The following is a 14,156-nucleotide window of genomic DNA, read 5'->3' on the forward strand; positions in this document are numbered from 1 at the left end:
GATTGGCTGTTCGCCGCGTCATTCATCTGTGACCCAAACGCAAAGATGCCGACTGAATCAGCCGCCACTGCGCCTGCTCGCCAGCACAATGCCCGGCATGGACAAGCTCAAGCAGATCGAGTCCTTCGTGCTCGTCACGGCCAAGGGCAGCCTGACGGCTGCGGCCCAGGCCGAGGGCGTGGCGCCGGCGGTGATGGGCCGGCGGCTGGACGCGCTGGAAGCGCGCCTGGGCGTCAAGCTGATGCTGCGCACGACGCGCCGGCTGACGCTGACCCCCGAAGGGCAGTCCTTCCTGGAGGACTGCCAGCGCCTCATCGCCGCGCTAGCCGACGCCGAGGCCGCGGTCAGCGCCGGCGGTCTCAAGGCCAGCGGCCACCTGCGCGTGACGGCCCCGGCCGGCTTCGGTCGCCGCCATGTGGCGCCGCTGGTGCCGGGCTTCCTGGCCGAGCATGCCGACCTCAGCCTGTCGCTGAACTTGAGTGACCGTGTCGTCGACATCGTCCACGAGGGCTTTGATTGCGCCGTGCGCGTCGGCGATCTGCCCGATTCCAGCCTGGTCAGCACGCGCCTGGCCGACAACCGGCGTCTGTGCGTTGCCGCGCCCGGCTATTTGAAGCGCGCGGGCAGCCCGAAACATCCGGATGAACTCGGCCGCCATGCCTGCCTGACGCTCAGTTCCGAGGCCAGCCAGGTGCGCGGCTGGGCCTTCCAGGTTGATGGCACGGTGCAGCACCTGCGCCCCGAGACGAGGGTGCAGGGACGGCTGGACTGCAGCGATGGCCAAGTGCTGCACGACTGGTGCGTGGCAGGGTTGGGCATCGCCTGGCGCAGCACCTGGGAGGTCGAGGCCGATCTGGCCGAGGGGCGGCTGGTCAGCGTGCTGGACGACTTCGCGGCGCCGCCCAACGGCATCTACGCGGTGTTCCCGCAGTCACGCCATTTGCCGCTGAGGACGCGGCTGTGGGTGGAGCATCTGCGCGCCCACTACCGCCGCAGCGACTACTGGCGAAGCTCGAAAGCCTAGCGCTGCAGGCAGGCGCCCTGTGTGCAGCCGTACTGCGTGGCAGCGTCGTAGGCCTTGTCGTTGCGCTTGGCGCGCTCAACCAGGTCAGTGGCGAGGCGGTTGGCCTCAGCTTCCAACAGTCGGCAGCTGACCATCGGCGCCATTTGCGTGATGGTTGAATCGACCTGCTGGGCAGCGGTTTGCCCCACGCGTCGATGGCCCTCCTCGTGCTCGATCAGCGCTGCCAGATACGACGCGAATTGCGCGGCGACGTCAGCCGTGCTCTCTTTGAGGACAGGCAGGGTCGTCGTCACGGCGAGCGTGACGTCGACAGAGGTGATGCCGCATAGGCCGTCCGGCCGCACGCCGTAGCGGTACTTCCAGTTGACCCGCCATTGGGTGTGGCCGAAAAAGGGCCTGCCGGCTTCGCCCCGGATCGGTGTTGCGTGGTTCAGTGCTTGCAGCAAGTCCACGCCCGGGCGTTGCCTGACCTCGTAGGTCAGGCGCTGGCCCGTCTCGGTCACATTAGCGCAGCAGGCCGCGTGCGCACTGCCCAGCAGTGCAAACAGCAGGCTACGCCCCATCGCCTCAATCGCCGAGCTGTACCTTCGCACGCTTGCCCGCCCACGCATCGAACTTGCCCGCATAGGCCTCCTCGATGCGGTTGCGCTTGACCTTGAAGGTCGGCGTGATGAAGCCGTTGTCCACGGTCCACGGCGTCTTGATCAGCACCAGGGTGTCGAGTTGCTCGTGCGGGTCCAGGCGGGCGTTGACGTCGTCCAGGTGCTTGCTCAGCTCGGCCATCAGCGCCGTCTTTTCGGCCTCGGTGCTGGCGCGCTGGATGCCCTGCGGCGACAGCATCGCGATGCCGAGCGGCTGGCCCATGTTGGCGCCGGCCACGCAGCAGGCCTCGATGTTGGGGTTCATGCCCAGCTTGTCTTCGATGGGCGCGGGTGCCACGTACTTGCCCTTGCTGGTCTTGAACAGGTCCTTGACCCGGCCGGTGATGCGCACGCAGCCATCGGCGTCCTGCGTGACCTTGTCGCCTGTGTGCAGCCAGCCGTCGGGGGTCAGTGCGTCGGCGGTCAGGCCGGGTTCCTTGTAGTAGCCCAGCATCAGAGCCGGGCTGCGCATCTGCAGCTCGCCGTTGGCCGGGTCGATGCGCGTCTGCACGCCGGGGTAGGCCGGGCCGACGGTGCCGCGCTGGTTCTTGCCCGGCAGCGTCATGTGCGACAGCGCCAGGTTCTCGGTCATGCCATAGCCCTCGTTGATGGGCAGGCCGAGCTTGTCGTACCACTCCAGCAGCGCGATGGGCATGGGCGCGGCGCCACCGACGGCGATGCGGCACTGGTCCAGGCCGAGCGCCTTCAGCACCTTCTTGCGCACCAGGCCGCCGATGATGGGCAGGCGCAGCAGCTTGTTCATCTTCTGCGGCGGCATCTTGGCTTGCACGCCCTGCTGGAACTTGACCCACAGGCGCGGCACGCTGAAGAAGATGGTCGGTCGGGCGCGTTGCAGGTCGGTCGTGAAGGTGTCCAGCGACTCGGCGAAGTACAGGCGCATGCCTGTCTTGAGCCAGCCGTGCTCGACCAGCACGCGCTCGGCCACGTGGGCCAGCGGCAGATAGGACAGCATGCGGTCCTGCGCCGTCATCGGGAAGCGCTCCAGGCCTTCGCCGACCGCCCAGGCAAAGCCGCCGAAGTTGTGCATCACGCCCTTGGGATTGCCCGTCGTGCCCGAGGTGTAGATCAGCGTGCAAAGCTCGTCGGCACCGCGCGTGATCTCGCCCTTGAGCGGCTCGGTGCGGGCGCAGATGGCGTCCCAGCCCTCGTACTTCTTCTTCACGTCGTCGGGCGACAGTGCATAGCTGGCGCCGGCCAGGCTGGCGGGCACGCCGGGCTTCATGCCCTCCCAGCCGTCGAGCTTGCCGATGAAGATGAAGCGGGCCTCGCTGTGCGTGAGGATCTGCGTGATGGTCTCGGCCGCCAGCGTCGGGTAGAGCGGCACGCTGACATAACCCGCCATCCAGATGGCCAGGTCGGTCATCAGCCACCAGGCGCAGTTCTTGGACAGCAACGCGACCTTGGCGTCTGCCGGCCAGCCCTCGGCTTCGCCGCGGGCCTTGATGAAGGCGGCCATGCGGCGCACTTGGTCACCGACTTGGGCCCAGGTGAAGTCGACGACCTCGGGCCCGCCCATCGGCTGGGTCAAGGAGACCGTGCTGCCTGCGGTGCGCTCCCAGTGATAGAGGCGTTGCAGGGCGAGCGTGTCGGCGGCGATGGTGGCCATGGGTTGAGTCTCCTGGGCGGTTCTTTTCGGGAGCCGCAAAGTTAACCGCGCGTAACCAGCCCGCCCCTACGGGAAAACACCCTGCGGCGTGACCTGCTGCCTACAGAGCCTAGAGGGAGGGCTCTAGAACTGGCCGGCCCAGGCCGCACGCCACTGACCCCGGCCCAGCTCGGTTCGCAGTTCGTCGAGCGGATGCGGCGCCAGCCAGTTCGGGCGCAATGCATCGGCACGTTTCAGCGCCTCGGCCGCCTCGGGCGTGCCGACCAGGCTGGCCGCGAGGTCCAGCTGCGCGCGCCAATGCGGCAGACCTTGGGGCTGCGGCAGCGCGTCGAGCAATGCGACGCGCTTCCGCAGCGCCCGCAGGCTCGCTTCGCGCTGCCCGCGTGCACGAGCCAGTTCCCCTGCCAATTGACCGACGCGGCTTTGCAGCTGCAGATGCTGCGCCAGCCAGGGCTGCGCCTGCAGGTCCTGCAGCGGCGCGAGGGCGCGCTGGGTCAGCGCCAGGTCGCCCAGGCGCAGCGCCGCACGCGCGACGGCAAGGCCCGCCTCCGCCCAGGGTGGGCCGCTGATGTCCGCCGTGTGCGCCAGTTCATCTGCCATGCGCCGGGCGACCAGCAGCCAGTCCGCCGCGCGCTCGGGCTGCGCCAGCGCATGCGCCAGCAGGCCGGCGCTCTCACGCGGCAGGCGCAGCGTCGGGTGCTTGGCGGCCTCGGCCGGCAGGCCGGCCTCCAGCTCCTCGTGGATCTGCACGGCTTGTGCGTAGTCACCCAACTCAACGAAGTGACGCGCCAAGTCTGCCCGCATACGCTGGCTGCTGGAGTTGCCCGCGCCGAGCAGGGCGTCCATATCCCGGATGATCAGGCGCGCGTTCTCGATGCTGCCTTCCGGCCGGCCGAGCCGGGCCTGGATATTCCACAGGTGCTGACGCGAGCGCAGCACGAAGCGCCCGCGGTGCGACGGCGCGGTGGCCCAGGAGGCCCGCGTGCCTTCGATCAGCTGTTCGGCATCCAGCGTCCGGCCTTCGGCCACGCGCAGCTGGTACAGGTAGACGTTGTAGTACGGGTACTCGTAGTCGCTCGGCTTGAACTGGCGCTGCACGATGGGCCAGGCCCGCACGTGCATCGCTTCGGCATCGGCAAAGCGCGCCGCGCCGGCATAGGCGACGATGAGCTGGTAGAGCAGGTTGACGTAGTCGTTCTCCATCTCCGTGCCGATGCCAGCCTGGGCCAGCACCGGCAGGATGGGTTCGCCCAGCGCAATGACCTCCAGCGGCGAATTCAGTGCCGTATAGATGCGGGCCAGCCGCAGCTTGGCGATCAGCGTGCGTTCGTCAGCCTCGCCCCAGTGCCGGGCGCTGACATCGATCAGCTCCTTGGCCAGCGGGATGGCAATGTCGTGGCGGTTCATGTCGGAGTAGGTCGCCACCATGACGTCGAGCACGCGCGCGTAGGTCAGGTCGTCGCCTGCGAAGCGCTGGCGAACCTCGGCGCGGCTTTGCTCGAGCACCTCGAAGATGGTGGGGATGTGGCCACCGTGCCTGTCGGGGTTGGCCGAGGCCAGCAGCTCCGTCAGGTAGCGCGTGACGGCCTCGCTCTGGCGCGCGGACGCCTGCGCCTGGCTGCGCTGCCACAGGCTGACGGCTAGGCCAGCACTGAGCGCAGCGAACACCAGCGAGGCGCCAATGGCCAGCGCCGCATTGCGCCGCGTCCACAGGTAGACGCGATGGCGCCAGTCCTCGGCGCGCACGCTGACGGGGCGCTGCGTCAGCCAGCGCTCCAGGTCGTCGACAAAGCTGCCGACGCTGGCATAACGCTCGGCGGGGCTCCTGCGCATGGCCTTGGCGGCCACGGCTTCCAGGTCGCCGCTAGCGCGCTCGGCATCGGGCGGGCGGCCAGGGCCGGCTTCCTGGCTAGCGCTGGCACTGCCCGTCGTCGTCGAGGCTGACGCGGTAGTGCGGGCGATGCGCCGGGCCTCGCCGTGCAGCACCGCATGCTCCAGCGCCGTGCGGCTCAGGCCGCGCCGGCCAAAGGGCAGCGCCCCGCTCGCCAACTCGTAAAGCATGACGCCCAGCGAATAGATGTCGCTGGCGACGCCGACCGCCTCGCCGGTGATCTGCTCGGGCGCGGCATAGGCCGGCGTCAGGCGCCGGCCGGTGACCATGGTCAGCTGGTGGTCGGACTGCTGCCCCGAGTCGTCCAGCAGCCCGGCGATGCCGAAATCCAGCAGCTTGGTGCAGCCGCTCTCGTCCAGCATGACATTGCTTGGCTTCAAGTCACGGTGCACGATGAGCTGGGCATGCGCATGCTCGACGGCGCGCGCCACGTCGACCAGCAGCTTCACGCGCGCAGCCAGCGGCAGCTCGCTTTCGCGCACATGCTCGGACAGCGTTCGGCCGGCCACGTACTCCAGCACCAGGAAGGCCCGACCGTTCTGCTCGCCGGCGTCCAGCAGCCGGGCGATGCCCGGGTGGGTCAGGCGGCCGAGCAGCGCGCGCTCGCGGGCGAAGCGGGCGGCGAGGCCCGGTGTGGCGAGGTCGTCGCGCAGCAGCTTGATGGCGGCCTCCCCCTGGTAGAGGCCGTCGGCCCGCTCGGCGCGCCAGACCTGGCCCATGCCGCCCTCGCCCAGCAGCTCGGCCAGGCACCAGGACCCGAAGCGGTCGCCGGCCTGCGGCGCCGGCAGACCGGTGGGCTCGGCCAGGGCCATGGCCAGGTGGGCGTCGAAGCCGGGCAACGCGGCCAGCACGGTGGCGTCATCGTCGGGCAGCGAGGCCAGCATGCGGGCCAGGCGCTCGGCCAGCTCGGCGGGCTCGATGGCCGCCAGGCGCTGCAGCCGCTCGGGCCGGGGCAGGTCGGCAAGCTCGTCGAACAGCGCGGAGATCCGCTGCCAGTCGTCGGCTTGCATCAATAGACCGTGTCGGGCTTGTCGCCGAGCAGCTCCTGCAGCAGGGCGCGCGCCTTGAGCAATTCGCGGTTGATGCTGCGCGTCGACAGGCCGCGCAGCGTCGCCACTTCGGCGATGGAGAGGCCGGCAAAGCCGACCATCTCGATGAGTTCGTACAGGCCGTTGTCCAGCGCCCGCATGCGCTCCAGCGCGCGGTCCAGGCCGAGCATGTCGACGGCCTGGCTCTGCACGGCGGCCACGTCGCTGGCGGCCGACAGCGTGACCATGACGGCATCGCCGCCGCGCTTGTCACGGCCCTCGCCGCGCAGGTGGTCGATGACGACAGAGCGCAGCACCCGGCCCACATAGGCGAAGAACTGGCCGCGCGTTTCGCCCTGCAGGCCCTGCTGGTCGGCCATGCGCAGGAAGCCCTCGTGCACCAGGGCCGTCGTGTTCAAGCCCGCAGCGTGGCCGCTCTGCGCCAGGCGGATGCGCGCGACGCGCTTGATCTCGGGATAGAGCAGCGCATAGAGCTGCTGCAGCGAGGCCGCGTCGCCACGTGAGGTGCCGATCAGCAGCTCGGTGATGTCGGGCTGCGCGATCACGTCAGTCTTCTTTGAAGGCGGCGAGGGCGGCGGCGATGTCGGTGTCGGCGGCCTCACGCTGCACCGGCGCGTCGGCCACCAGACCTTCGCGCTTCAGCCGCGCGACCCACTGGCCGGCCTCGCGGCCCTGCTCGAAGCCGCTGCTTTGCAGCAGCAGCTCGCCGCCCGCGGACAGCAGCTTGAAATAGAACTTGCCGTCGGCCTCGCGGTATTGCTTGAAGACCGGCAGCGCCGCCTTCTCCGCCTTGGAAGCGGTGGTCGTCGCGGTGGCCGTGTAGGGACGCAGGCCCACAGCGGCGCGCAGCTGCTTCAGGAAGGGCGTGGCAATCGCGCGGGCCTTGGCGGCGCCCGCTTGCAGGATGGCTTCGAGCTGGTCCGGGTTGGCCATCAGATCGGCATAGCGCGCGCGCATCGGGCCGATCTGGCCGTCGATCAGCGCGACGAGCTGCTGCTTGGCCTCGCCCCAGCCCAGGCCGCCGCGCAGCGCGGCGCGGAAGGCGGCCCGCTGCTCGGCCGTCGCAAAGGCGTCGTAGAGGGTGACGATGGCCTGGCCCTGCGGGTCCTTGGGCTCGCCGGGCAGTTTGGAGTCGGTGACGATGCGGGCGACCGCGTCCTTCAGCGCCTGGGCGCCGCCCTCGAAGAGCGGGATGACGTTGTCATAGCTCTTGCTCATCTTTCGGCCGTCCAGTCCGGGCAGCAGCTCCATCTCGGCGTCGGTCACGGCCTCGGGCAGCGTGAACAGCGCTTGCCCCTGGCCGAACAGGTGGTTGAAGCGCTGCGCGATGTCGCGTGTCATCTCGATGTGCTGGACCTGGTCCTTGCCCACCGGCACCTTGTGCGCGTTGAACATCAGGATGTCCGCTGCCATCAACACCGGGTAGCTGAACAGACCCATCGTCACGTTGGCGTCGGGGTCCTCGCCAGCGGCAGTCGCGGCGTCCACCGCGGCCTTGTAGGCATGGGCGCGATTCATTTGACCCTTGGCCGTCACGCAGGTCAGCAGCCAGGTCAGTTCGGGGATCTCGGGGATGTCGCTCTGGCGGTAGAGCGTGACGCGGTCGGTGTCCAGGCCGGCGGCGACCCAGGTCGCGGCGATGGCGCGGCTGGAGTGCGCGAGACGGTCAGGCTCGTCGCACTTGATCAGCGCGTGGAAGTCGGCCATGAAGAAGAAGCTCTCCACGCCGGGTGCGCGGCTGGCTTCGATGGCCGGGCGGATGGCGCCGACGTAGTTGCCGAGGTGCAGGGTGCCGGTGGTGGTGATACCGGTCAGGACGCGTTGGGCGGGCATGTCAGTGGTGCCCGGCCGCCCGTAGCCACTGACGCGCCCCCTCGGGGGCAGCTCGTGGAACGGGCGTAGGGGCAAAAAAGTTTGGGCGAGGTGAAAAGTAACCAGCCCGGATTGTGGCCTCAGCTTCTCTTGCGCGAAGGAGGTGCAGCTACCGAGGCGCGCCAGGTGACGGTGATGTCGAACTGCCGCGAGATGGGCAGCTCCTGCCCATAGCAGCGGTTCAGCAGCCAGTGCAGGCCGGCCAACGTCACCTCGTGGCTGGGGATGTGCACCGAGGTCAACCTAGGGGCGGCGAATTCGGCGCTTGGCGAGTCGTCGTAGCCCAGCACCGAAACCTCGTGCGGCACCGACACGCCGCGCTCCTGGAAATGCGCCAGCAGGCCGATGGCCATTTCGTCGTTGGCGCAGAAGACGGCGGTGGGCAGGCGCTTCTGGGCCAGCAGCGTGTCGGCCGCATCCCAGCCCGCCTGGTTGGAGAAGTCGCCCGGCACGGTGACGATCCTGGACGTGTCCAGACCGCGCAGCGCCAGCTCGCCCATGAAGCCGTTCAGGCGCGCGATGTTGTCGGGCGAGGTCGTCGGCCCCGACACGACGGCGATGTCCTTGTGCTTGTGCTGCAGCAGCGCACGCGCCGCCTGCACGCCGCCCTGCACATGGTCGGCCGTGAAGCACTGGTCCTTGATGCGGTCGAAGTGGCGGTTCAGCACGACGACCTGGCGCGACGCCGGGCCGAGGGCCTTGATGTCCTCGTCCTGCAGCGCGTTGGACAGCACGATGAGGCCGTCGCAGTCGCGGTCGAGCAGGAAGCGCATGCCGTCGTTGGTCTCGACGCGCTCGTCCTCGATGCCCTCGCCGAAGGCCACCACCATGTGCAGGCCCTGCGCGCGCAAGGTCAGGTCGATGGCGCGCAGGATGGGTGTGTAGTAGGTGCCGCGGAGGAAGGGGATGTAGACGCCGATCAGCTTGGAGGTGCCGGCGCCCAGCGCGCGCGCCGTGTGCGAAGGCCTGAATTTCAGCTGCGCGATCACCTTGCGCACGCGCTCGGCCGTGGCGGGCGCGACGGAACCGTTTCCACTGACGACGCGCGACGCGGTGCCCACGCCCACGCCCGCCAGCCGCGCTACATCCTTGATCGTTGCCATTCGCCCTCTGCTCGTGTCGGCGCGGATTGAATCACAGCGGCACTCAGAGGGGGCAAATGGGTTGCGGGTCGGCCGGCTCGGGCAGGCGCTTGGCACTGGCCTGGGTCTCCTTGCCGCTCAGGCCGCCGCCGACCGGCCACCAGGGCTTGGTCTCGTGGCTGCTGAACTGGCAGGGGCCGGCCGGCCACGGGAAGGAGAGGCGGCCGGTAAAGCCTGCCCAAGGCTTGCCGTCGGCCGGCGCGATAAGCACATCCGTCAGGCCCGCACCCTCGGTGCCGGGCTGCCAGGCGGCGATGAAGGCGTCGCTCTTGTTGGCCAGATCATTGATGTAGAGCGGCCGGCCCGAATACAGCAGCGTCACGACCGGGGCACCGCGGCCGGCAACGCGCTGCAGCACTTGCGCATCGCTGGGGTGGCGGCGGCTGTGGCGCAAGTTCTCGGTGATGCGTACGTCGCCCTCGCCCTCGGCATAGGGTGTCTCGGCCAGTACGGCGATGACGGCGTCGAAGCCCTTGGGATCGCTCTTGCTGCCGTCGGCGTCGAACGTGACATTGGCCGCGCCGAGGCGCTGGCGCAGCGCAGCCAGCAGCGAGGTGGCCTGCGGATAGTCGACATTCGTCGTGTCGCGGCCCTGCCAGGTCACGCTCCAGCCGCCGCTTTGGTGCGCCAGGCTGTCGGCCGCAGGGCCGACGACCAGCACGCGGGCGTCGCGCTTGAGCGGCAGCAGGCGGGGCTTGTGCTTGAGCAGCACGAGAGACTCGCGCACCGCCTGGCGCGCCAGCGCCGGCGCTTGCAGGGCCTCGACGGTGGCCGGCACGGCCGGCGTCATCGCGATGCTGAACTTGACGCGCAGGATCCGGCGCACCGCGTCGTCGATGCGGGCCATCGGGATGCGGCCCTGCTCGACGGCGCGCACCGTGTTGTCGAAGAAGGCCTTCCACTTGAACGGCACCATCACCACGTCGATGCCGGCGTTGATGGCTTGCGGGCAGTCCTCGTCCGTGCAGCCGGCCACCTGACCGATGCCATCCCAGTCGCTGACGATGAGGCCGTCGAAGGCGAGGCGCTCCTTGAGCACGCCCGTCATCAGCGTGGCATTGCCGTGCATCTTGCCGTGGGGGGTGAAGCTGGCGCTGTCGGTCCAGCTGTTGAACGAGGCCATCACGGTCAGCACGCCGGCGTCCAGCGCGCCAAGGTAGCCGGCGCCGTGCACGTTGGCGAGGTCGGCCGGCGAAGTCTGCGCCAGGCCTTGGTCGATGCCGCGGCGGGTGCCGCCGTCGGCGATGTAGTGCTTGGCCGTCGCGAGTACGCCGCGGCCATCCTTCAATCCGTCCTGGAGTCCTTCGACGGCAGCGGTGCCAAGGCGCTTCACCAGCGTCGGGTCGACGCCGTAGCTTTCATAGGTGCGACCCCAGCGCACGTCCTGCACGACGGCCAGTGTGGGCGCGAAGGCCCAGTGCAGGCCCGAGGCGCGCACGGCGCGCGCGGTGGCGCGGCCGATATCGCGCACCAGGTCGGCATTGCGCGTCGCACCCAGCGCGATGTTGTGCGGGTAGAGCGTCGCGCCGCGGACGTTGTTGTGACCGTGCACGGCGTCGGTGCCCCAGATCAGCGGGATGCCCGGCGTGGCCTGCAGGGCCGCAGCCTGGAACTTGTCGGACAGCTCTCGCCACTGTGCCGGTGTCGCCGCACGGTCATCGCCCGGCCAGCCGCCACCGCCGTTCAGGATGGTGCCGATGGCGTACTCGCGCACCTGCTCCGGCGTGATGGCGCGGATCTCGGGCTGGGTCATCTGGCCGATCTTCTGGCGCAGCGACAGCGTCTTCAGCGCGGCTTCCACACGCGCCTCCAGCGCCGCGTCCCGCACGGGCTTGCGCGCCGGCCAGGCCTGCAGGATGGAATCGGCTTCAGTCGCCAGCGCAGGGCCGGCGATTGCAGCGAGTGTGAGCAGGGCGGCTCGTAGGAGGGATGGGCGGGTCATCGTGAGCTTGTCAGTTGGGGCCGCGACGGTAGTGGTTGAGACAAAAAAACGTCAACCCCCGGGCCGACGAGATTGACAAGCCGAACTGTGACGCATTAGATTTGCGTCGCTTTTGGAACCGGTTCCATTGCGCGATGCACCCGACAGTGGTTGCACGCCCTTGAGGCCTCCCAAGCAGCGAACAAGACGAACCAGGAGACAAGAAATGACAACTCAGCTCAAGCTGCGCGCTGCACGGCGCGCGTTCATGCCTTCGCCCCAGCGGCGCACCCAACTCACGCCGGTCGCCGCCGTTTGTGCCGGCCTGCTGAGCGCGCCCTTGCTGGCGTTCGCCCAGGCCGCGCCGGCTGGCGAGCAGAAGCTCGACACCGTGACGGTCACGGGCTTTCGCGCCAGCCTGGAATCCTCCATCAGCACCAAGCGCAATGCGGATGCCATCGTCGAGTCCGTCTCGGCCGAGGACATCGGCAAGCTGCCCGACGTGTCCATCGCCGACGCCATCTCGCGCCTGCCCGGCCTCACGTCTCAGCGCGTCAACGGCCGCTCGTCGGTCATCAGCATCCGCGGCATGGCGCCGCGCTATGGCGTGACGCTGCTGAACGGCCGCGAGATCGTTTCCACGGGCGACAACCGCTCGGTGGAGTACGACCAGTTCCCCTCCGAGCTGATCAATGCCGCCACCGTCTACAAGACGCCCGACGCCAGCCTGGCGTCCCAAGGCTTGTCGGGCACCGTCAACATGAAGACGCTGCGACCGCTGGACTTCGCCGGTACGCGGGCCGTCATCGGTGGGCGCATGGAGCGCAACTCCAACGGCTCGCTGAACCCCGAGATCTCGGGCAACGGCAATCGCCTCAGCGCTTCCTATGTGACGCAGTCGGCCGACCGCCGCTGGGGCGCGGCCGTCGGCTTTGCGCATCTGGACTCGCCCAACCAGGAGAAGCATTACAAGAGCTGGTGGTGGGCCAATACCAACAACTGGGGCGCGCCCCTGCCCGGCGCGCCGCTGGACGCTGTCGCGCTGCAGGGCTTCGAGCTGGGTGCGGCCTCGTCGCGCCAGAAGCGCGATGGCCTGATGGCCGTGCTGCAGTACAAGCCCAGCGCTGCCTTCCAGAGCACGCTCGACCTCTACTACTCCAAGTTCGACCAGACCGAGGCGCGCCGTACGGTGATGTCCGACATGTCCACCTGGTCGGGTGCGACCTGGAGCAATGCGCAGACCAGCCAGGTCAATGGCGACAAGATCATCACCAGCGGCGTCGTCAACGACACCACGCCGGTCGCGCTGACCACCTTCAACAAGCGCCAGGACGACGTCCGCGCTGTCGGCTGGAACACCGAGCTGCAGTGGGCCGACTGGAAACTTGCCGGCGACCTGAGTTGGTCCCAGGCCAAACGGGATGAACAGAACGCCGAGTTGCAGGCCGGCTCGCTCAACCGTGTCAGCCTGGGTCAGGTCAACATCGTCACTGGGGACGGCCGCTCGACGTTTGCGCCGACCTTCGATTTCGCTAATCAGAGCGCCGTCTATCTGCGCGACCCCGCCAACTGGGGCCGCGACGGCCGCAGCCAGTTCCCCAAGGTGGGCGACGAGATCAAGGCGCTCAAGCTGACGGCCGGGCGTGTCTTCGACGGCTGGCTCAGCAGCATCGAGGCCGGCGTGGACTACTCGGAGCGCGACAAGGACATGAACCGCACCGAGGTCAACTACGCCCTCAAGAACGGCCGCGCGCCCATGCTGGTGCCCGCCAACCTGCTGCGCGACCCGACCGACCTCAGCTTTGCCGGCAGCAACATCCGCATGGTCAATTTCGACCTGCCGAGCGCGCTGCCCCTCTACGATGTGTTGCCCACCTCGGCCGACCAGGCGCCCGGCCGCATCTGGCAGGTGCACGAGAAGGTCACGGCCGCCCACGCCAAGCTCGGCTTCGAGTTCGACTGGGGCGTGCCCATTCACGGCAGCCTCGGCCTGCGCGTGGTGCACGCCAAGCAGTGGAGCGACGGCCTGCTGTGGGATTCAAAGACCAGCACCACCCAGCCTGCCACCGGCGGCACGAGCTACACCGACACCCTGCCCAGCCTCAACATCGCGGCCGACCTGACGCCCCACACCATCCTGCGCTTCGGCCTGGCCAAGGTGCTCGCGCGGCCCAACATGGAAGACATGCGCGCCGGCTTCTCGGGCATCAGCGTCAGCACGACCGAGCCGCACCTGTGGTCGGCCAACGGCGGCAACCCCAGGCTGGAGCCCTGGCGCGCCGATGCGGTGGACCTGTCCATCGAGCACTACTTCAGCAAGCGCAGCTACGTGGCGGCAGCGGCCTTCCACAAGAACATCAAGAACTTCGTCTACTCGCAGTCCATCGACTTCGACTTCACCGGCTTCCCCAACCCGACCGCCTTCACGCCCTACAGCAACATCGGCACGCTCAGCACCCAGTCCAACGGCAAGGGCGGCATGATCGCCGGCACCGAACTGAGCGGCTCGCTCGACGGATCTCTCATCAGTCCGGCGCTGGACGGCATCGGCGTCTCGCTGAGCTACTCCGACACGCGCAGCTCGCTGCACGAGGGCAACGACGTGACCAAGCCGCTTGACGGCCTGTCTGGCAAGGCGACCAACTTCACGATCTATTACGAGCGCCACGGCGTTTCGGCGCGCATCGGCAGCCGCCACCGCTCGGCCTTCGTCACGACGGTGCGCGGCACCTTCGGCGAGAACGTGCCGAGCATGATCTCCAGCGAAACCATCATGGACGCACAGGTCGGCTACGCGTTCGAATCGGGGGCCTTCAAGGGGCTGTCACTGACGCTGCAGGTCAACAATCTGCGTGATCGGCCCTACCGCACCCGCGTCGGCATCTCCACTGGTTCCGTCGACCCCACCGCCACCTTGCCCGAGCGCTACACGTCCTATGGGCGCCAGTTGCTGGTGGGTGGCAGCTACAAATTCTGACCCTGACCCCAC

At 68.7% G+C, this 14,156-nt stretch carries 9 protein-coding genes; 2 read left to right on the forward strand and 7 right to left on the reverse strand.

What is annotated here, in order from left to right:
• Positions 1 to 97: 97 nt before the first annotated feature.
• Positions 98 to 1,024 carry a LysR family transcriptional regulator gene (locus ASC81_RS14675; protein ID WP_056269067.1) on the forward strand — a complete coding sequence of 309 codons (927 nt, stop codon included), beginning with the start codon at positions 98 to 100 and terminating at the stop codon, positions 1,022 to 1,024.
• Here ASC81_RS14675 and ASC81_RS14680 read toward each other — a convergent pair.
• From ASC81_RS14680 to ASC81_RS14710, 7 genes are all read right to left on the reverse strand, one after another.
• Positions 1,021 to 1,650, reverse strand: a complete 630-nt coding sequence (locus tag ASC81_RS14680) for a DUF922 domain-containing protein (RefSeq protein WP_082536529.1) — start codon at positions 1,648 to 1,650, stop codon at positions 1,021 to 1,023. The two genes, ASC81_RS14675 and ASC81_RS14680, sit on opposite strands and share 4 nt — an antisense overlap.
• Entirely contained in the window at positions 1,592 to 3,292 is a 1,701-nt protein-coding gene (locus tag ASC81_RS14685) for an AMP-binding protein (RefSeq protein ID WP_056268495.1), read from the reverse strand. The genes ASC81_RS14680 and ASC81_RS14685 overlap by 59 nt, the downstream gene beginning before the upstream one ends.
• A gap of 123 nt (positions 3,293 to 3,415) precedes the next feature.
• Positions 3,416 to 6,193, reverse strand: a complete 2,778-nt coding sequence (locus tag ASC81_RS14690; RefSeq protein ID WP_056268498.1) for a serine/threonine-protein kinase — start codon at positions 6,191 to 6,193, stop codon at positions 3,416 to 3,418.
• A complete protein-coding gene (locus ASC81_RS14695) occupies positions 6,193 to 6,777 on the reverse strand; it encodes an ECF-type sigma factor (RefSeq protein WP_056268500.1) in 585 nt (194 codons plus the stop codon). Before ASC81_RS14695 ends, ASC81_RS14690 begins: the two co-directional genes overlap by 1 nt.
• A 1-nt stretch (position 6,778) precedes the next feature.
• Positions 6,779 to 8,065: a tryptophan--tRNA ligase gene (locus tag ASC81_RS14700; protein ID WP_056268504.1), complete on the reverse strand. Its 1,287-nt coding sequence runs from the start codon at positions 8,063 to 8,065 to the stop codon at positions 6,779 to 6,781.
• 119 nt (positions 8,066 to 8,184) lie between these two features.
• The gene (locus ASC81_RS14705) at positions 8,185 to 9,207 is read right to left on the reverse strand and encodes a LacI family DNA-binding transcriptional regulator (RefSeq protein ID WP_056268508.1); all 1,023 of its coding nucleotides are present in this window, start codon (positions 9,205 to 9,207) and stop codon (positions 8,185 to 8,187) included.
• 43 nt (positions 9,208 to 9,250) lie between these two features.
• Positions 9,251 to 11,188, reverse strand: coding sequence for a glycoside hydrolase family 3 protein (locus tag ASC81_RS14710; protein ID WP_056268510.1), 1,938 nt, complete (start codon positions 11,186 to 11,188; stop codon positions 9,251 to 9,253).
• Between the two features lie 205 nt (positions 11,189 to 11,393).
• On the opposite strand from ASC81_RS14710, the gene ASC81_RS14715 reads away from it, so the two are divergent.
• On the forward strand, positions 11,394 to 14,144 hold the full coding sequence (locus tag ASC81_RS14715; RefSeq protein WP_056268514.1) for a TonB-dependent receptor: 2,751 nt from the start codon (positions 11,394 to 11,396) through the stop codon (positions 14,142 to 14,144).
• The last annotated feature ends 12 nt before the right edge of the window (positions 14,145 to 14,156 follow it).

It is taken from the genome of Pelomonas sp. Root405, assembly GCF_001425165.1.
GTDB lineage: Bacteria > Pseudomonadota > Gammaproteobacteria > Burkholderiales > Burkholderiaceae_C > Pelomonas.